General features: G+C 66.4%; 23 protein-coding genes and 1 other RNA gene. 16 read left to right on the forward strand and 8 right to left on the reverse strand.

The window, feature by feature from the left end; genetic code table 11:
- The first annotated feature begins 55 nt into the window (after positions 1-55).
- From mtaB to QZ546_RS12580, 3 genes are read left to right on the forward strand one after another with little or no spacing between them, the layout of a single operon-like run.
- Positions 56-1,300: a tRNA (N(6)-L-threonylcarbamoyladenosine(37)-C(2))-methylthiotransferase MtaB gene (gene mtaB, locus QZ546_RS12570; RefSeq protein ID WP_294238008.1), complete on the forward strand. Its 1,245-nt coding sequence runs from the start codon at positions 56-58 to the stop codon at positions 1,298-1,300.
- The gene (gene ftsY / locus QZ546_RS12575) at positions 1,297-2,232 is read left to right on the forward strand and encodes a signal recognition particle-docking protein FtsY (RefSeq protein ID WP_294238010.1); all 936 of its coding nucleotides are present in this window, start codon (positions 1,297-1,299) and stop codon (positions 2,230-2,232) included. The genes mtaB and ftsY overlap by 4 nt, the downstream gene beginning before the upstream one ends.
- Complete coding sequence (locus tag QZ546_RS12580; RefSeq protein WP_294238012.1) at positions 2,229-2,843, forward strand: septation protein A; 615 nt, start codon at positions 2,229-2,231, stop codon at positions 2,841-2,843. The genes ftsY and QZ546_RS12580 overlap by 4 nt, the downstream gene beginning before the upstream one ends.
- 188 nt (positions 2,844-3,031) lie before the next feature.
- Here the strand turns inward: QZ546_RS12580 and QZ546_RS12585 are convergent, their stop codons facing one another.
- Positions 3,032-3,643 carry a superoxide dismutase gene (locus tag QZ546_RS12585; protein WP_294238015.1) on the reverse strand — a complete coding sequence of 204 codons (612 nt, stop codon included), beginning with the start codon at positions 3,641-3,643 and terminating at the stop codon, positions 3,032-3,034.
- Positions 3,644-3,709: 66 nt separating this feature from the next.
- Positions 3,710-4,747 (reverse strand): phage shock protein operon transcriptional activator, encoded by a 1,038-nt coding sequence (pspF, locus tag QZ546_RS12590; RefSeq protein WP_294238017.1) that lies wholly within the window; start codon positions 4,745-4,747, stop codon positions 3,710-3,712.
- A gap of 175 nt (positions 4,748-4,922) precedes the next feature.
- Between pspF and QZ546_RS12595 the strand changes: the two genes are divergently transcribed.
- Genes QZ546_RS12595 through QZ546_RS12640 form a run of 10 tightly spaced genes read left to right on the forward strand, consistent with a single transcriptional unit; the run spans position 4,923 to position 8,767 of the window.
- The gene (locus tag QZ546_RS12595) at positions 4,923-5,069 is read left to right on the forward strand and encodes a hypothetical protein (RefSeq protein ID WP_294238018.1); all 147 of its coding nucleotides are present in this window, start codon (positions 4,923-4,925) and stop codon (positions 5,067-5,069) included.
- A gap of 29 nt (positions 5,070-5,098) precedes the next feature.
- Positions 5,099-5,767, forward strand: coding sequence for a phage shock protein PspA (gene pspA, locus QZ546_RS12600; protein ID WP_294238019.1), 669 nt, complete (start codon positions 5,099-5,101; stop codon positions 5,765-5,767).
- A 1-nt stretch (position 5,768) separates the two neighbouring features.
- Positions 5,769-6,062 carry an envelope stress response membrane protein PspB gene (gene pspB / locus QZ546_RS12605; RefSeq protein WP_294238020.1) on the forward strand — a complete coding sequence of 98 codons (294 nt, stop codon included), beginning with the start codon at positions 5,769-5,771 and terminating at the stop codon, positions 6,060-6,062.
- Position 6,063: 1 nt separating this feature from the next.
- Positions 6,064-6,447 carry an envelope stress response membrane protein PspC gene (gene pspC, locus QZ546_RS12610; protein WP_294238022.1) on the forward strand — a complete coding sequence of 128 codons (384 nt, stop codon included), beginning with the start codon at positions 6,064-6,066 and terminating at the stop codon, positions 6,445-6,447.
- Positions 6,448-6,486: 39 nt separating this feature from the next.
- Entirely contained in the window at positions 6,487-6,783 is a 297-nt protein-coding gene (locus QZ546_RS12615; protein ID WP_294238023.1) for a hypothetical protein, read from the forward strand.
- Between the two features lie 12 nt (positions 6,784-6,795).
- Positions 6,796-7,083, forward strand: coding sequence for a hypothetical protein (locus tag QZ546_RS12620; RefSeq protein ID WP_294238097.1), 288 nt, complete (start codon positions 6,796-6,798; stop codon positions 7,081-7,083).
- A 27-nt stretch (positions 7,084-7,110) separates the two neighbouring features.
- Positions 7,111-7,374 (forward strand): hypothetical protein, encoded by a 264-nt coding sequence (locus QZ546_RS12625; protein ID WP_294238026.1) that lies wholly within the window; start codon positions 7,111-7,113, stop codon positions 7,372-7,374.
- A gap of 33 nt (positions 7,375-7,407) precedes the next feature.
- On the forward strand, positions 7,408-7,647 hold the full coding sequence (locus tag QZ546_RS12630; RefSeq protein ID WP_294238028.1) for a hypothetical protein: 240 nt from the start codon (positions 7,408-7,410) through the stop codon (positions 7,645-7,647).
- On the forward strand, positions 7,644-8,312 hold the full coding sequence (locus QZ546_RS12635) for a hypothetical protein (RefSeq protein ID WP_294238030.1): 669 nt from the start codon (positions 7,644-7,646) through the stop codon (positions 8,310-8,312). Before QZ546_RS12630 ends, QZ546_RS12635 begins: the two co-directional genes overlap by 4 nt.
- Before the next feature lie 53 nt (positions 8,313-8,365).
- Positions 8,366-8,767, forward strand: coding sequence for a SufE family protein (locus QZ546_RS12640; RefSeq protein WP_294238034.1), 402 nt, complete (start codon positions 8,366-8,368; stop codon positions 8,765-8,767).
- Between the two features lie 220 nt (positions 8,768-8,987).
- Here QZ546_RS12640 and QZ546_RS12645 read toward each other — a convergent pair whose 3' ends face one another.
- Together QZ546_RS12645 and QZ546_RS12650 are read right to left on the reverse strand one after the other, a co-directional pair.
- The gene (locus QZ546_RS12645) at positions 8,988-9,284 is read right to left on the reverse strand and encodes a (2Fe-2S) ferredoxin domain-containing protein (protein WP_294238037.1); all 297 of its coding nucleotides are present in this window, start codon (positions 9,282-9,284) and stop codon (positions 8,988-8,990) included.
- A complete protein-coding gene (locus QZ546_RS12650; protein WP_294238040.1) occupies positions 9,281-9,820 on the reverse strand; it encodes a J domain-containing protein in 540 nt (179 codons plus the stop codon). The genes QZ546_RS12645 and QZ546_RS12650 overlap by 4 nt, the downstream gene beginning before the upstream one ends.
- A 227-nt stretch (positions 9,821-10,047) precedes the next feature.
- Here QZ546_RS12650 and QZ546_RS12655 point away from each other — a divergent pair, with 227 nt between their 5' ends.
- From QZ546_RS12655 to QZ546_RS12665, 3 genes are all read left to right on the forward strand, one after another.
- The gene (locus QZ546_RS12655; protein ID WP_294238043.1) at positions 10,048-11,586 is read left to right on the forward strand and encodes a SulP family inorganic anion transporter; all 1,539 of its coding nucleotides are present in this window, start codon (positions 10,048-10,050) and stop codon (positions 11,584-11,586) included.
- Positions 11,583-12,221, forward strand: coding sequence for a carbonic anhydrase (locus tag QZ546_RS12660; protein ID WP_294238046.1), 639 nt, complete (start codon positions 11,583-11,585; stop codon positions 12,219-12,221). The genes QZ546_RS12655 and QZ546_RS12660 overlap by 4 nt, the downstream gene beginning before the upstream one ends.
- Positions 12,222-12,287: 66 nt before the next feature.
- Positions 12,288-13,355, forward strand: a complete 1,068-nt coding sequence (locus tag QZ546_RS12665; RefSeq protein ID WP_294238049.1) for a hypothetical protein — start codon at positions 12,288-12,290, stop codon at positions 13,353-13,355.
- Between the two features lie 24 nt (positions 13,356-13,379).
- On the opposite strand, the gene rnpB is transcribed toward QZ546_RS12665, so the two are convergent.
- The 4 genes from rnpB to cheB all read right to left on the reverse strand — a co-directional run bounded on the left by rnpB (position 13,380) and on the right by cheB (position 16,693).
- Positions 13,380-13,763, reverse strand: an RNA gene (gene rnpB, locus QZ546_RS12670) — RNase P RNA component class A.
- 177 nt (positions 13,764-13,940) lie between these two features.
- A complete protein-coding gene (locus QZ546_RS12675) occupies positions 13,941-14,630 on the reverse strand; it encodes an N-acetylmuramoyl-L-alanine amidase (protein WP_294238051.1) in 690 nt (229 codons plus the stop codon).
- Positions 14,631-14,696: 66 nt separating this feature from the next.
- Positions 14,697-15,602: a protein-glutamate O-methyltransferase CheR gene (locus tag QZ546_RS12680; protein WP_367113530.1), complete on the reverse strand. Its 906-nt coding sequence runs from the start codon at positions 15,600-15,602 to the stop codon at positions 14,697-14,699.
- Positions 15,599-16,693 (reverse strand): chemotaxis-specific protein-glutamate methyltransferase CheB, encoded by a 1,095-nt coding sequence (gene cheB / locus QZ546_RS12685; protein ID WP_294238052.1) that lies wholly within the window; start codon positions 16,691-16,693, stop codon positions 15,599-15,601. Before cheB ends, QZ546_RS12680 begins: the two co-directional genes overlap by 4 nt.
- Positions 16,694-16,696 lie beyond the last annotated feature (3 nt).

Genomic DNA, 16,696 nt, shown 5'->3' on the forward strand with positions numbered 1-16,696 from the left:
CCTGCTTTGCGTCTCCGCGTGGACACGTCGTTCATCCATCCCTAGATCGGCGGTCATGTCGTCCCTCCCTGGACCCGAGATCATCAGTTTGGGCTGCCGCCTGAACATCGCCGAGAGCGAGACGATCCGTGCGCTCGCCGCCGGGCGGGAGGCGTTGGTCGTCGTCAACAGCTGTGCCGTGACCAACGAAGCGGTCAAGCAGACCCGTGCCGCCATCCGCCGCGCGGCCAAGGCGCAGCCCGATGCGCAGATCGTGGTGACGGGGTGCGCGGCGCAGATCGACCCGGACAGTTTCGCCGCCATGCCGGAGGTCGCGCGCGTGCTGGGCAATGCCGACAAGCTGCGCCCCGAAAGCTGGGCCTCGGCCGAGCCGATGCTGGTCGCCGACCTGTCGCGCGTGGTCGAGACCGCGCCGCACCTCGCCGCCGCCTTTGCGGGCCATGCGCGCGCCTTTGTCGAGGTGCAGAATGGCTGCGACCACGCCTGCACCTTCTGCATCATCCCGACCGGGCGCGGCCCGAGCCGCTCGGTGCCTGCCGGGCTCGTCATCGAACGGATCGCGCGGGCGGTCGAGCTTGGCCACCGGGAGGTCGTGCTGACCGGCGTCGACCTGACCAGCTATGGCCACGACCTGCCCGGCCAGCCCAGCCTGGGCCTGCTGGTCGAGCGGATCCTGACCCATGTCCCCGCCCTGCCCCGGCTCCGCCTGTCCTCGCTCGACTCGATCGAGATCGACGACCGTCTGTTCGAGCTGGTGACGGGCGAGGCGCGGGTGATGCCGCATCTTCACCTCTCGCTCCAGGCGGGCAGTGACATGATCCTGAAGCGGATGAAGCGCCGCCACAGCCGCGCGCAATCGGTCGCCATCGTCGAGCGGCTGCTGACCGCGCGGCCCGACATCGCGATCGGCGCGGACCTGATTGCGGGCTTCCCGACCGAGGATGACGCGATGGCGGCGGATACGCTGGCGCTCATCGACGATTGCCAGATCGTCCATGCGCATATCTTTCCCTATTCGGCGCGCGACGGCACGCCCGCCGCACGGATGCCGCAAGTGCCTCACCCGCTTCGCCGCGAGCGCGCCGCCAAGCTTCGCGAAGCCGCCGCGCGTCGCCGCCGCGACTGGCTGGCCGCTCAGGTCGGCGCCACCCGCGACGTGCTGGTCGAGCGGCCGGGCACGCGCGGCCATGCGCCGGACTTTGCCGACATTCATTTTTCCCCCGCCGCCGAACCGGGCAGCATCGCCCGGGTTCGGGTCATGGCGGCGACCGAAACCCATCTGATCGGACAATTGGCATGAGTTCTTCCTCCTCCTGGCACGAAAAGCTGCTCGGCGGTTTCCGTCGCACCTCGGACCGGCTGGTCGGCAATCTGGCGGGCCTGGGCACCGCCCGGCTCGACGAGGACACGCTCGACGAGATCGAGGAAGCGCTGATCGCCTCTGATTTGGGCCCCGAAACGGCGGGCCATATCCGCATGCGTCTGGCCGAGGGCAGTTTCGAGCGGAACATGGAGGACCTGGGCATCCGCTTGGTCGTCGCCGAGGAGGTAGAGAAGGCGCTCGCCAAGGTCGCCACTCCCCTGGAGATCGACGCCTTTCCCCGGCCGCAGGTGATCCTGGTCATCGGCGTCAACGGATCGGGCAAGACGACGACCATCGCGAAGCTGGCGCACTTGTTCATGGAGCAGGATTACGGCGTGATGCTGGCGGCGGGCGACACCTTCCGCGCCGCCGCCATCGGCCAGCTCGCCACCTGGGCCGAGCGGGTCGGCGTGCCGATCGTGTCGGGCAAGGAAGGCGGCGACGCGGCGGGCATCGTCTATGAAGCGGTGAAACAGGCAACCGCAACCGGCATCGACGTGCTGATCGTCGACACCGCCGGGCGCCTCCAGAACAAGCGCGAGTTGATGGACGAGCTGTCCAAGATCCGCCGCGTGCTCGGCCGCCTGAACCCCGAGGCGCCGCATGACATCCTGCTGGTGCTCGACGCGACCACCGGCCAGAACGCGCTCAACCAGATCGAGGTGTTCAAGGACGTGGCGGGCGTCACCGGCCTGGTCATGACCAAGCTGGACGGCACCGCGCGCGGCGGTGTGCTAGTCGCGGCGGCGGAGAAATACGGCCTCCCCATCCACGCGATCGGCGTCGGCGAGGGCATGACCGATCTGCGCCCCTTCGACGCCAACGAAGTCAGCCGGATCATTGCCGGGATCGAGGGAGGCCGCAAATGAGCGCGCCCGCAAAGGAAGCCGGCGCCGGCCTGAAGGCGGGGATCGAGTACGGCCCGCTGGTCCTGTTCTTCGCGGTCAACTTCCTTGCGCCGCTGGGTCCGTTGACCCGCGTGCTGGTCGCGACCGGCGTCTTCATGGCGGCGACCGTGATTGCGATGATCGTCAGCAAGGTGAAGCTAGGCCGCATCTCGCCGATGCTCTGGCTGTCGGGCATCCTGGTCGTCGTGTTCGGCGGTTTGACCCTGTATTTCCACGACGAGCGCTTCATCAAGATGAAGCCGACCATCGTCTATGCCATGTTCTCGGCCCTGCTGTTCTTCGGCCTCGCGACCGGGCGGCCGCTGATCCAGATGGCGCTGGGCAATGTCTATCCCGGGCTGACCGAACTCGGCTGGCGCAAGCTGACGCGCAACTGGGCGTTTTTCTTCGCCTTCATGGCGGTGCTGAACGAGGCGGTGTGGCGCAATTCCAGCTGGAATTTCTGGGTCGGGTTCAAACTGTGGGGCGCGATGCCGCTGACCATCGGCTTTGCTATCGCGAATATCCCGATGCTGTTGAAGCACGGGTTGAATGCGGACGCCGCGAAGGTCGACGAACCGCCGGTGGAGTGAACCCCAAAATTCCTCCCCTGCAAGGGGAGGTGGCAGGGCGAAGCCCTGACGGAGGGGTGTCGCCCTCTCGATAGCGGGACACCCCTCCACCAGCTTCGCTGGTCCCCCTCCCCTTGCAGGGGAGGAATAAAAAAAGGGCGGCCCCAGCGGAGCCGCCCTTCCCTTATCCGAACCGGAAAGCCGCGAAGTTACGCGACCGCCGCCTCATACCGGCGACCGGCCTCGTCCCAGTTCACGACGTCCCACCAGGCCTTCAGATAGCCCGGACGGTCGTTCATGTACGTCAGGTAATAGGCGTGCTCCCACACGTCGTTACCCAGGATCGGCGTGCCCTTGTCGGCGACGACGTCCATCAGGGGGTTGTCCTGGTTCGGGGTCGAGGTGACCTTCAGCTTGCCCTCGGCATCCGCGATCACCCAGGCCCAGCCCGAACCGAACTGGCCCGCGCCCTTGGTGTTGAACTCGTCCTTCAGCTTGTCGAGACCGCCGAACGCCTCGATCGCCTCGGCCAGCTTGCCCGAGGGCTGGGTGGTGCCGGGCTTGGTCATGATCTTCCAGAAGAAGTCATGGTTCCAGAAACCGCCGCCATTGTTGCGGACGACCGCCGGGGCCGACGAGATGCTCGCCAGGATGTCCTCGATCGACTTGCCCTGAAGCGACGAGTCCGCCGCAATGGCCTCGTTCAGCTTGTTCGTGTAGGCGGCATGGTGCTTGTCGTGGTGGAAGGTCATCGTCTCCTTGGAGATGACCGGCTCCAGCGCGTCATAGTCGTACGGAAGGGGCGGCAGTTCGAAAGCCATCGTGAATGCTCCTTTGGGGTTTGCCTGTGGCAACGCCGGACGCCCCAAATGGCTCCCCGCGCGCGGTTACGCAACCGTTCCGATCAGATCATGGCGACGAAGCGCATGGCGAAGCTGATCGTAGCTCAGGCCCAGCGCTTCGGCGGTGGTGCGCTGGTTGAAGCGGTTGTCGGCCAGCGCCTTGGTCAGCAGCTCGCGCTCGAACCGGGCGACCCGCGACTTGAAGTCGGACGGCCCGACATCGCAGGCCGCCACCTCGTCGCCGTCGCTCATGGGCGCAGACGCGCCGAGCTGTTCACTTTTCGCGGCAGCGGGCGACTGGCCCTGCGGGCGATAGGGCGAGCGGAAGGGGTCGATCTCGATCGCGTCGACCGGCCCTTCCCTGTCCCAGCGATAGACGGCGCGCTCGACCACATTGCGCAGCTCGCGGACATTGCCGGGCCAGCGATGCTCCATCAGCGCATCGGTCGCCGCCGCTCCGAAGCCGGGCCAGTCGTTCCAGCCGATCTCGGCCGCCATGCGCCGCCCGAAATGATTGGCCAGCACCATGATGTCGCTCTTGCGCGCGCGAAGCGGCGGCAGCGTCACCACCTCGAAACACAGCCGATCGAGCAGGTCGGCGCGAAACTGATGCGCGGCGACCTTGTCGGGCAGATGCTCGTTGGTCGCCGCCACGATACGGACATCGACGCGCAGAGGCCGCGACGAGCCGATCCGCGTCACCTCGCCATATTCGACCGCGCGCAGCAGCCGGTCCTGCGCCGCCATCGACAGCGTGCCGAGTTCGTCCAGGAACAGCGTGCCACCATTGGCTTCCTCGAACCGCCCCGCCCGCGCCTTGGTCGCGCCGGTAAAGGCGCCCGCCTCATGGCCGAACAGTTCGGCCTCGATCAGTGTTTCGGGAAGCGCCGCACAGTTCATGATGACCAACGGCTGATCCCAGCGCCCGCTCAGGCGGTGGAGGCGTTCAGCGACCAGTTCCTTGCCAGTCCCGCGCTCGCCGATGACCAGCACCGGGCGGTCGAGCGCGGCCGCGCGGCTGGCGCGTTCCAGCGCATCCAGAAAGGCCCCCGACTGGCCGATGACCTGACTCGTTCGCTCCATTCCCAACAGGTGGCGGAATTTCCCAAGCCTTGGCAAGGGCGCAATCGTTGTCGCAACGCAACTATTTCACAAAACATTGATTTTACGTCTTTTTTGAAATTGGCACGCCCCCTGCAATGCTATCGACATCCCGCCACCGAGCGGACCGAAACAAAGATATCAGGGAGTTTCCACCATGTTCGCCACCGACATCACCCGCCAGATCGCCGCCATCGCCTGCACCGTCGTGATGAGCGCCACCTGCCTGCTGGGCGCCCTCGCCCCCGCGCATGTCGCCACCACCACGGCCCCGGTTGCAGCGATCGAGGCGCCGATCGCATAATCACGCATTCCGCCATCAAGGAGTATCCGATGGGCATTTTCTCCCGCACCCGCGACATCGTCGCCGCCAACTTCGCCGACCTTCTGGACAAGGCGGAAGACCCCGCGAAGATGATCCGCATGATCATCCTCGAAATGGAGGAAACGCTTGTCGAGGTGCGCGCCTCCGCCGCCCGCACGATCGCCGACCAGAAGGAAATCCGCCGCCACATCGCCAAGCTGGACCAGTTGCAGGACAGCTGGACCGAAAAGGCCGAGCTCGCGCTGTCGAAGGACCGCGAGGACCTGGCCAAGGCCGCGCTGATCGAGCGTCAGAAAGCCGCCGACATGGCCGACCAGTTGAAGGCGGAAGTCCAGGTGCTCGACGATGCGCTTCGTGCCTCGGAAGAGGACATCGCCAAGCTGCAGAACAAGCTGCGCGAGGCGCGGACCAAGCAGAATGCGGTCCAGACCCGTCTGGAAAGCGCCAACAACCGCTATCGCCTGCGCGAGATGTGGAACGGTCCCAAAACGCATGACGCGTTCAGCCGCTTCGACATGCTGGAGCGCAAGGTGGACGAGGCCGAGGGTCGCGCCGAGGCGCTGGGCCTGGGCGCCAGCCCGAAGACGCTCGAAGAAGAGATCGCCGAACTGCGCGCCTCGGACCGGGTCGATGCCGAACTCGCCGCGCTCAAGGCGCGCCTGAACAAGGGGGAATGAGATGGAAGGTGTTGCTGTCCCCTTCGTCCTCTTCGTATCGCTCTTCATCGCGCTGCCTTGGCTGATCCTGCACTATGTCACCAAGTGGAAGCAGGCGCCGAAGATCACCCATGAGGACGAGCAGCTGCTGGACGAACTTCATATGCTCGCCCGGCGACTTGAAGATCGGCTTCACACCGTCGAGCGGATCGTCGCCGCCGACAATCCCAACTTCAAACCCGGCCTGTCGCAGTCCGAATGGCGCTCCGAAAGCCGCCTCGGCCAGCACGACTACAGCCTTGATCGGAGGAATTGAGATGACCGCCAGCCGCACCAATTTCTACCTCGACAAGCAGAATGCCAAGTTCAAGGGCGTCTGTTCGGGCATCGCCGACTATACCGGCGTGGACGTGATGTGGATCCGTGTCGCCGCGGTCCTGCTGACCATCTCCGGCGTGGGCATGCCCTGGGTTCCCCTCGCCTATATGCTGATCGCCTGGATGGCGACGGCCAGGCCGATCGGGCTGTACCAGTCGGATGAGGACGCCAAATTCTGGCAGGGCGTGCGCAGCAATCCGCGCCGCTCGACCGCCGAGGTCCGCTCGAAGTTCCGCGATCTCGACCGTCGCCTCGCCGATATCGAGCTGCATTATACCAGCCGCAACCGCCAGCTGGCCGACGAGATCGACAGCCTGCGCTGATCGCCCGGCCGCATCACAATCTGAAGGGGAGTAAGGATCATGGCATGGGGAGGACCGGGTTTCGTCCTGGCGATCATCGCGATGTCGACGATCGGTTGGGTCGTCACCACCTGGATCCGCGCAAAGCACGGATACAGCCTGGACGGTGAATGGGGCGGCATGGTCGGCAAGACCGGCATGGCCGACGAACGCAAGGTCGAACTGCTGACCGCCGAGAACCAGAAGCTGGTCGGCCAGGTCTCGCGCCTCGAAGAGCGGATCGCGGTGCTGGAGCGCATCGCCACCGACCCCGCCGAGCGGACCGCGCGCGAAATCGACGCGCTGCGCGATCGCTGAGGGAAGGGAATGATGAACAATACCGCTCTTCTGATCCCCATCATGGGCATCAGCTGCGGCTTGGTCGCCATCATCGGCGGCGTTTTTGTCCGGCCTTGGTTCAAGTATCGCGAAAAGCAGCTGGCCACCGAAGCCTCGATGGTCGCGGAAAAGGCGGCGCAATATGCCGCCCAGACCGAGAAGCTGGAACAGCGGGTACGGGTATTGGAGCGGATCATCACCGATCGCGGCCTGGCGCTGAGCGACGAGATCGACGGCCTGCGGGACCTGCGCGAAACGCCCGCCCGCATCGAACACTGACAACAAGAATAAAAGGGAGTTACCGCAATGAACGGCGGACAGTTCATGGTCGTCATGATCGTCGCGATCGTCATGATCGCCAGCATCTTCAAGGCCAAGCACAAGCATCGCGGCTCCACAGGCACGGACTGGATCGAACAGGCCCGCAGCGAGGGCGCCCGCGACACCCAGGCGCTGCGCGGCGAGATCCAGCAGCTCAAGGAGCGCATCCAGGTCCTGGAGCGCGTCATCACCGACGAACGCAAGAGCATCGACCTCGACCGCGAGATCGAGCGCCTGCGCGACCGTTAAGCCAACCATTGATACGGACAGGGAGCCCGGATCATGACCGACACCAATCTTTATATCGTCATCGCGACCGCAGGCCTGGCAGGGCTGGCGATGATCGTCACCGCAGGGCTCGCCGGGTGGCGCGGCTGGTTGCAGCTGAAGAGCCGCGAGTTCGAGCGGACGCATGACATGCCCTATCCGCCCGCCAGCTCGGCGGCGTCGCGGATCGAGATGGCGGATCTGAAGGAGCGGATCCGCAAGCTCGAAGCCATCGCGGCGGGCGTCGATCTGTGAGCCGCTTCGCCACCCTTCGCCGATGGACGGCCCGGATCGCGTGTGGCGGCGCGGTCGTCGTCGCCGGGGTGGTCCATGTCCCCGCCGCGCTCGCCTTTCCCTATCGCGCCGATTTCGGGCGGACGACGGTCCTGTCCGAACGGCCGATAGACCGCGATGCGATGCGGCATGTGCTGGACCGGGCCGATCGGCTATTGGTGGCGAGCCCGCTCTACCGGCCCGGACTGTCGCGACAGCTGGTGCTGACCGATGGCGGCTGGCGATGGGATATACTGTCGATCGGCGTGCGCACCAGCATCGCTTTTCGTCGCCCCTTTTCCCACGCCCTGATCTTCAACCGAAGTTCGGTGGCGGCGGACCGGGTGACGAACGGCGCCACGCTGGGCGGCGTGCGAAGCCTCTCGGGCACCATCGCGCATGAGATGACCCACCGTCTGGTCGCCGACCATATCGGCGAATGGGCCGCCATGCGCCTGCCCGCCTGGAAGCGCGAGGGCTATCCCGACTATGTCGCACACGAAACCAGCATCCGCCCCCAGGACGAGGCGCTGATCCGCCAGCGCGCCCCGCACGCCCGCGTACTGACCTATTATGAAGGGCGCCGCCGCGTGGCGGCCGAACTGGCGCGAAACGGCGGATCGGTGGACGCGCTGCTCCGGGACTGAACGCCCGTCCTCGACCATTGTCGTGACGCGCGGTTCGCGGTAGCGCGAGCGCCATGTCCGATCTTGCCGAAATCCGCGACGAATATGAATTTCTCGACGCCGACGATCGCTACCGCCTGCTGATCGACCTCGGCCGCGCGCTGGAGCCGATGCCCGAGGCGCTGAAGACCGATGCGACGCTGGTGCGCGGCTGCTCGGCCTCGGTCTGGGTCTATCCGACCAAGGGGGATGGCGAAGGCCTGCATTTCCTGGCGGATTCCAACGCGGCGATTACGAAGGGGATCATCGCGCTGGTGCTGAAGACGGTGCAGGACAAGACGCCGGCGGACATCCTCGCGACCGATATCGAGGGCGAACTGGCGCCGTTCGATTTGCGGAACCAGTTGAGTTCGAACCGGACCCAGGGGATTCCGAACATGATCGCGCTGATCCGGGAGACGGCGGGGCGGTATTGATGTGTGGGTTGGGGCTCGGTGAGACACCCTGCCCTCCCCCATCCCCTCCCGCCTGCGGGAGGGGAGCGGCAAGAGGCACGGGCCGGCCTCTTCGACGATCGTCAGCTACTGGGGCACGCTCTGTCGACGTAGGTTCAGGCCAGCCAGGAAACACGCCCCTCCCGCAAGCGGGAGGGGATGGGGGAGGGCAAGAGGTCTCACCGAGCCCGAGCCCAGAGCCTCAAGCCCCCCGCCCCAACCGCGCCGCGATCGCCTCGACATCCTCGTCCGGCGTCACCACCAGCCACTCCCCCGGTCGTCGCCCATCGACCAGCGTCACCGCATTCTTCGGACAAAGCCCCAGGCATTTGGTCTCGATCACCCCGACCGAGGCCTTGCGCCCCTTGCCGAAGATCCGTCTGAGCGCCTTGGCCAGTGACGTCTTGCCCTTGGGCCCGAAGCCGCCGCCGACCTTTTTCGAGCATTTGCCGCAGACCAGGACCGTCGTTTCCCATTCCGCCTTGGCGCGGCGGATCATTCGGGCTTCCAGCTGCGGCGTTCTTCGGCCGCGCGCAGGACTTCATAGGCCGCCTGCACCTGCTGGAACTTGGTCGCCGCCTCCGGATCATTGGGGCGGATGTCGGGATGGTTGGCCTTGGCCAGCCCGCGCCAGGTCGCGCGGATCAGGTCGAACTCGGCGTCCGGCTCCAGCCCCAGCGCATCGAGCGCGCGCATCTCGTCGCGCGAGCGGGTGCCGTCGCCCGGCCCTGCCCAGGCCTGATGCTTGGACTGGGCGTAACCCGCGCTCGTCCGCCGTTCGGACGCCTCGCGTGCGGCGGCTTCCTCGGCGCTAAGGCCCTGAAAATAGTCCCAGCCGCGATTATACTCGGCGGCATGCGCCTCGCAGAAATACCAGCGATCGGGGCTGTTGGGCGATTTGGGTGCGGGACAATTGCCGGGCTGGTCGCAGCCATGCCGGTCGCAGATGCGCACGGGCTTGGCCTCCCGCGCTGCGCCATAGCTGCGCCAGCGAGGAAAGCCCCAGTCATTGGATCGGGAAGTAGAACGCGCCACGAGGGTCGATTTAAGCGACTTCGGCGCGGGCGCAAGCATCGACACAAGGCTTTGCGGGCCGCACCGTCGAAATGGCGGCGCCGAAATGCTTGACCGGCAATGGTTCCCTCGTTCATGAAATATCCGTCATCATATATTCATGTCCGACCCGGACATATGCGGACCCTATCGTGTCAGGAGCCATCGTGGCCCAAAGTCGTTCCTTCCTGGCCACCGCAAGAGCGGACGTGCCGGCGTCGATCGTGGTGGCGCTCGTCGCGCTGCCGCTATGTCTGGGTGTCGCGGTCGCCTCGGGCGCGCCGCCCTTCGCGGGCATGATCGCCGGGATCGTCGGCGGGCTGGTCGTCGGTTTCCTGTCCAAGTCGCCGCTGTCGGTCGCCGGGCCCGCGGCGGGCCTGACGGTGATCGTGTTCGAGGCGATCGAGCGGCTGCCCAGCTTCCAGGTCTTCCTGCTTGCGGTGGTCCTGGCGGGCATTCTCCAGCTTGCCTTTTCCTTCACCCGGTCGGGCGTTCTGGCCGAGTTCGTCCCCTCCTCGGTCATCACGGGGATGCTGGCGGCGATCGGCCTGATCCTGATCCTGAAGCAAATCCCCCACGCCATCGGCTATGACGGCGATTTCGAGGGCAGCTTCGAATATGCCAGCCGGGCGGGCGGCAATACCTTCACCGACCTGTGGACCAGCGTCAGCCAGGACATCGCGCCCGGCGCGGTGCTGATCGGCGCGGTGTCGCTCGCCTTCCTGTTCTGGTGGGACCATGCCAAGCCGAAGCAAGGCCCGCTGCGGCTGCTGCCAGGGCCGCTGGTCGTCGTGGTGATCGGCGTGGTCGGCAACATGATCCTGGGCGCGGTGCGGCCCGAATGGCAATTGTCGGGCACGCATCTGGTGCGGGTGCCGGTCGCCGGCAGCGCGTCGCAATTCATCGGCCAGTTCCAGCTGCCCGACTTCTCCGCGATCGGCCTGGGCGCGGTGTGGACCACCGCGCTGACGCTGGCGATCGTCGCCAGCCTGGAATCGCTGCTCAGCGTCAAGGCGGTGGACGAACTCGATCCGCGCCGCCGCACCACCGACAAGAATTGGGAGCTGATGGCGCAAGGCGGCGGCAATATCGTCTCCGGCCTGCTCGGCGGCCTGCCCGTCACCTCGGTGATCGTGCGCTCCTCGGCCAATGTCGATTCGGGCGCGGAGAGCAAGCTGTCGACCATGCTGCACGCCACCTGGCTGCTGATCTCGGTCGCGCTGATCCCGGTCGTGCTGAACCAGATTCCGCTGGCCGCGCTCGCCGCCGTGCTGATCGCCACCGGCTACAAGCTGTGCAAGCCCAAGCTGTTCACCGAGCGGTACAAGCAGGGTTGGAGCCAGTTCATCCCCTTCATCGTCACCATCCTGGCGATCCTGCGCACCGACCTGTTGATCGGCATCCTGGTCGGGCTGGTCGTGGGCTTCGTCTTCGTCGTTGCGCGCAATTTCCGCCCGGCGCTCACCTTCGCCTGCGACGACGAGGATTGCCTGATCCGCGCGCGGCGCAATCTGTACTTCATCCATAAATACGAGTTGCAGAAGTCGCTGGCCAAGGTGCCGGACGGCGCGAACCTGCTGATCGACCTGTCCTCGACCTCTTATGTCGATCTGGACAATGTCGACATCATCAATGCCTTCATCAAGGGCGCGGATTTCCGCGGGATCAGCGTGATCGTGCGCGGTGACATCGCCGAGCGGACCGCACCGATGATCAATGCCCCATCGACGGGAGTGCGCTACGCATGAGGGAATATAAGCAGCTCCTGCTCGCCAATAAGGCGTGGGCGGCCGAACTCCTGGAGGAGAAGACCGACTTCTTCCAGCGGCAGACGGTGGGGCAGAAGCCCGATTTCCTTTGGATCGGCTGCTCCGACAGCCGGGTGACGCCCGAGCAGATGACCATGACGCCGCCCGGCGGCATGTTCCTTCATCGCAACATCGCGAACCTGGTCCATGACGACGACCTGAACCTGTTGTCGGTCGTGCAATATGCCGTCGACGTGCTGCGCGTCCGCCATGTCATCCTGTGCGGCCATCATGGGTGCGGCGGCGTGATGGCGACGCTGAAGGGCGGGACCGAGGGGCCGGTCGACCAGTGGCTGGGCAATGCCCGCGACGTGCTCCACCGCCACCGCGACGAGATCGACGCGCAGCCGGACGAGGCCTCCCGCGTGAACCGGCTGGTCGAGGTCAACGTCATGGAGCAGTTGCGCCATCTCGCCCGGCTGGACACCATTCAGAAGGCGTTCGCCGAGAAGCGCGAGCTGTGGCTGCACGGCTGGGTCTACGACATTCGCGACGGGCATATCAAAACGCTGCTGGAGATCGACGCCGACACCGACCTCGACGGCATGGTCCGGCCGGACAAGGTGCTGGTGTGATCGCCACCCGCTTGATCGCCGATCGCTGACCGCTTAGCCTCCCCTCGTCCATGGGGGAGGATGAACATGCGGCATTGGGGTTTGGCGGCGCTGGTCGCACTGGCGACGGCGACCGGCGTTTCGGCGCGCAATCTGGAGGTTCCGGCGAACAAGGGGTGGATGCACGCCCAGACACGACTGGTCGTCCACTCCAGCGTCGCCGGGCTGTCCCGCATCGCCATCACCGATGCGACCACCAGCGAGCACGACATCGCGGTCACGCTGGAAAACCCGGACAAGTCGGTCTTCGCGACGCTGTTCCTGTTCCACCCGTCGGTGCCCAGCGTGCCCCTGTGGTTCGACCGGTCGCGCACCGCGATCGAGGAGCGCCGGATATTCGAAAAGGGCGCGCCCGCGAGCGCCGACCCCATCGCCTTCGCCCCGCTCGACGCAGGCCCGGCAGGCGCGCTGCGCCAGAGCTATTCGCTGCTGAGCAGCCCCTATCGCAGCACTTCGCTGGCGGTGATCCCGATGGGCGAATGGATGCTGGTCGTCCGGCTGACCGCAAAGACGCTGACCGCCGATGCGCTCGACGGCAAGATGAACGAGGTCATCGCAGCGCTGAAACCCATCGTCGCGACCACGGCCGCCTATCCCGGCCCGGCCGTGCCGATCCGGCCCTGCGCGGTGCAGACCGACTTCGCCCATCTGCCCAAGGCCAAGATGGAAAAACCGGGCGGTGCCGACGTCGTCGGCAATTTGCTGATGAGCGCCGTCATGGCCAATTACAAACCCGACCCCGAGACCCATGTCGTAAAGCCCGCCACCGCCCTGTGCCGTGACGGCGCGGCGCAGACGGCTTACGGCGTCTATCGCTGGGACGAGCCCGCAAGCGATGGCTACACTATCGCGCTGTATGACGCAGGCCGCACGGTCAGCGTCTATCCGGGCATCATGAGCCAGATCGAAAAGCGAAAGACCATGTCCTATTCGGTCGTGCTGCACCATGTCGACGACAGCGCGGACAGCTATCCCTCGTTCGACGGCCTGCCCCGCCCCGAACAGGTGTTCGACCTGATCGCCAAAGGCACACCGTCCGCCAGGTCGCAGGGCAAAAACGTGTCGATCAACGCGAGCGCCCTGCGCGGGTCCTGATCGGACACCGCCCGCGACAGGCTGTCAGCCAGAGGGCCTGTAAGCCGGGTTCTGTCCACCGGCGCGAGGCCGGATGGGCGACCATTCTTCTAGGACGATGCTCGCACATCGCCTCAAGCAACCAACCCGGATGGCGGGTGGGAACACACCCCGACGCCTTGCGACGCCATGCCATCCCTATTCGGTCTTGCTCCCGGTGGGGTTTGCCATGCCGTTTCCGTTACCGGACCCGCGGTGCGCTTTTACCGCACCCTTTCACCCTGACCTGGCCGAAGCCGTGGCCGTCTGCTCTCTGTGGCACTGTCCCTGGGGTCACCCCCGCCGGGCGTTACCCGGCACCGTCGTTCCGTGGAGCCCGGACTTTCCTCGCCCCCGGTTTCCCGAGGCCGCGGCCGCCCGGCCCTCTGGCTGGGGCGGATGTAGACGGATTGGGCGGGAGGGCAAGGGGTTTGTGGTCGGTGGTGGGGCGTTGGGGGCGTTAGGACATGGCCTTCGACTTCGCTCAGGCTGAACGGAGCGAGGGAACAGGACCTCGCCTCAACCGCCGTTCAGGCTGAGCGAAGTCGAAGCCCAAGGGAATCCCCCTCAATTATCTCCCTGCGGACGCGGCAGCAGCAACGCCAGCAGGATCATCCGACATTCCGCGTCGATCTCGCCGTCGATCAGTTCGGGACGGAAGCGCCGCTGGAACGCCATGATCGCCGCCATCCGGTCGGTCACGTCATAGCCGAACCGCTCCAGCGCCAGGCAGAAGCCCGCCTCTGTCCACATCGGGTCCATCAGGTTCTTGGTCGGGCGCGGCAGGGCCAGGCGCCGCCGGGCCAGCGCGCCCCAGGGAAACAGCTCGCCCGGATCGCGCTTGCGGGCAGGCGTAATGTCCGAATGACCGACGATATTGCCGCGCGTGATGCCGTGGCGCGCCTGGATGTCGGCGACCAGTTCCATGACGGCGGCGACCTGTTCGTCGGGAAAGGATCGATAGCCCCAGTCATGGCCGGGATTGACGATCTCGATGCCGATACTCGCCGAGTTCACATCGTCGATCGAGCGCCAGTGCGATCGGCCCGCATGCCAGGCCCGCTGATCCTCGTCGACCATGCGCAGGATCGTGCCGTCCTCGGTGACCAGATAGTGGCACGACACCTTCGCCTCGGGATCGCGCAGGCGTGCGATGGCGGACTCGGCGTCCTGCATCCCCGTATAGTGCAATACGATCATCGTGATGGGCAGGCTACGCGCGTCGAAATTCGGTGACGGCGTGTCGACGATCGTCATGCAACCTCCTGAACGACCCCGGTTCGCCGCCTCTGTTAGCGGCATCGGACGTCCAAGGATATGCCCTCATGCGTGGCGAGGCGGATCGTCGGCCACGCATTTCTCGTACACGCCGCGCCCGCTGGCGGCGAGCTGGAACAGGTCGGTCTGGCCGATCACCGTCTCGCCGGCGCCCAGGATCAGGCCGCTATCGGGGCGCATCGCATCGGCGATCGTCCGAAAGGCACGCTTCTTGGCGTCGGGCGCCAGATACAGCATGACGTTACGACACAGCACGAGGTCGAAGGCGCCGCCGGGGCCTGCGTCCGCGACCAGATTGAGCTGGCGAAACTGGATATGGCGGAGCAACTCGGCCCGCGCGCGCCATTCATTGCCCGGCTTTCCCTCGAACCATCGGACCAGATGGCGGATGGGCAGGCCGCGCTGGACCTCGAACTGGGTGTAGCAGCCGATACGCGCCCGTGCGATTGCGGTTTCCGACACGTCGGTCGCGATGATTTCCGGTATCGGCGTCCCGGATTGCAGGTGCCGCTCGGCAAAGATCATCGCCAGCGACAAGGGCTCCTGCCCGGTCGAGCAGCCCGCGCTCCAGATCCGCGGCCTGCGCCCGCTGCGCTCGACCTCGGCGATCCGCTCGGCGACATGGTCGAAGACATGGGGATCGCGGAAAAAGGACGATTCGCCGTTCAGCAACGCATCGACCACCCGCCCGATCAGCGCGGGATCGCGACCGTCGAGCACCGCGCTGACCAATTGGTCGAGCGTATCCAGTCGCCGCTCGCGCATCAGCGGCAGCAGGACCGTGTCGACCCGGGTCGACCGGTGGCTGGCGATCTGCTGCCCCGTCCGCGCCTCCAGAAGCGCGGCTAGAACGATCAGCGCCTGCCCCGCCATGCCGGTCGGCGCCGCCGTCACGGGACTGGTCCGGCTATGACCCTGCGGCGTTCCCCACGGCACGGCGGTCCCAATCATGCGCCCCCTCCGTATGCGATCATCGCGCCGATGGCCTCGGGCGGCAGGACCGTGTCGGCCAGCCCCTGCGCCACCACCACGCCCGGCATACCCCAGACGACAGCGCTCTCGCGGTCCTGGGCGATCACGCGACCACCCGACGCCTTCAAGTCCCTCGCGCCCTCCAGGCCGTCACGCCCCATGCCGGTCAGGACGATGCCCCAGGCCCGTTCGCCCCAGACCTCGGCCATCGAGGCGAACATCGGGTCGACCGAGGGCAGGCATCCGCTGCGCGCGCGCTCATGCTTCAACCGGATGGCCGCCCCGCCATCGCCCAGCCGCACGAAAGTCATGTGCGCGTCGCCGGGCGCGACGACGATCCGTCCGGGGCGAAGGCGCATCCGATCCTCGGCGACGTCGCACGGGCGGCGCGCCACGGCGGCAAGCTGGGCCGCAAAATAGGACATGAACGACGCGGGCAGATGCTGGGTCACCACGATCGGCACCGTGACCGTCTGCGGGATGCGCCCCAGCAGCTTGGCCAGCGCATGGATGCCGCCGGTCGAGGCGCCGATCCCGATCAGGTCGGGCAGACCGCGCCCCAGGCTTTGCGGTGCCGGAACCGCGACGGCCGCGGGCGTCGGCGCGGTAGAAGGCCGATCGAAGGCATGGGCCAGGGCGTCGAGCTTCTGGATCAGCGCATCGCCGAACTCCGCCAGCCCTTGCGGGCGCGGCTTGACCAGCGTGTCGGCGGCACCGTGCGCCATCGCCTGGACCGCCGCCGCGCCGCCCGTGGGGGTCGATCCCGACACGATGATGATACGCGCGTCCTGTGCCGCCGCCTGGATCTGCGGCAACGCGGTGATGCCGTCCATGCCGGGCATCGCCACGTCGAGCAGGATGATGTCGACGCTCTGCTGCCGGAGGAATTGCAGGGCGGCATCGACATGCGCCACCGCGCCGACGATCGCGAACCGGTCATGCGGTTCGATCTGCCGCGCGATCAACGCCCGCGCGACCGCCGAATCGTCGACGATCAGGATGCGGACCGGGGCCGTCTGTCGCGGGTCCGCCCCTTGCAGGGCCTGGCGGATGGGGGGCGTGGATGCCATGGC

Source organism: uncultured Sphingomonas sp., from assembly GCF_913062585.1.
Lineage (GTDB): Bacteria > Pseudomonadota > Alphaproteobacteria > Sphingomonadales > Sphingomonadaceae > Sphingomonas.

Coding starts and splice junctions, on each gene's coding strand:
- mtaB (WP_294238008.1), top strand. CDS start 56: ATGTCGTCCCTCCCTGGACCCGAGATCATCAGTTTGGGCTGCCGCCTG.
- ftsY (WP_294238010.1), top strand. CDS start 1,297: ATGAGTTCTTCCTCCTCCTGGCACGAAAAGCTGCTCGGCGGTTTCCGT.
- QZ546_RS12580 (WP_294238012.1), top strand. CDS start 2,229: ATGAGCGCGCCCGCAAAGGAAGCCGGCGCCGGCCTGAAGGCGGGGATC.
- QZ546_RS12585 (WP_294238015.1), bottom strand. CDS start 3,643: ATGGCTTTCGAACTGCCGCCCCTTCCGTACGACTATGACGCGCTGGAG.
- pspF (WP_294238017.1), bottom strand. CDS start 4,747: ATGGAGCGAACGAGTCAGGTCATCGGCCAGTCGGGGGCCTTTCTGGAT.
- QZ546_RS12595 (WP_294238018.1), top strand. CDS start 4,923: ATGTTCGCCACCGACATCACCCGCCAGATCGCCGCCATCGCCTGCACC.
- pspA (WP_294238019.1), top strand. CDS start 5,099: ATGGGCATTTTCTCCCGCACCCGCGACATCGTCGCCGCCAACTTCGCC.
- pspB (WP_294238020.1), top strand. CDS start 5,769: ATGGAAGGTGTTGCTGTCCCCTTCGTCCTCTTCGTATCGCTCTTCATC.
- pspC (WP_294238022.1), top strand. CDS start 6,064: ATGACCGCCAGCCGCACCAATTTCTACCTCGACAAGCAGAATGCCAAG.
- QZ546_RS12615 (WP_294238023.1), top strand. CDS start 6,487: ATGGCATGGGGAGGACCGGGTTTCGTCCTGGCGATCATCGCGATGTCG.
- QZ546_RS12620 (WP_294238097.1), top strand. CDS start 6,796: ATGAACAATACCGCTCTTCTGATCCCCATCATGGGCATCAGCTGCGGC.
- QZ546_RS12625 (WP_294238026.1), top strand. CDS start 7,111: ATGAACGGCGGACAGTTCATGGTCGTCATGATCGTCGCGATCGTCATG.
- QZ546_RS12630 (WP_294238028.1), top strand. CDS start 7,408: ATGACCGACACCAATCTTTATATCGTCATCGCGACCGCAGGCCTGGCA.
- QZ546_RS12640 (WP_294238034.1), top strand. CDS start 8,366: ATGTCCGATCTTGCCGAAATCCGCGACGAATATGAATTTCTCGACGCC.
- QZ546_RS12645 (WP_294238037.1), bottom strand. CDS start 9,284: ATGATCCGCCGCGCCAAGGCGGAATGGGAAACGACGGTCCTGGTCTGC.
- QZ546_RS12660 (WP_294238046.1), top strand. CDS start 11,583: ATGAGGGAATATAAGCAGCTCCTGCTCGCCAATAAGGCGTGGGCGGCC.
- QZ546_RS12665 (WP_294238049.1), top strand. CDS start 12,288: ATGCGGCATTGGGGTTTGGCGGCGCTGGTCGCACTGGCGACGGCGACC.
- QZ546_RS12675 (WP_294238051.1), bottom strand. CDS start 14,630: ATGACGATCGTCGACACGCCGTCACCGAATTTCGACGCGCGTAGCCTG.
- QZ546_RS12680 (WP_367113530.1), bottom strand. CDS start 15,602: ATGATTGGGACCGCCGTGCCGTGGGGAACGCCGCAGGGTCATAGCCGG.
- cheB (WP_294238052.1), bottom strand. CDS start 16,693: ATGGCATCCACGCCCCCCATCCGCCAGGCCCTGCAAGGGGCGGACCCG.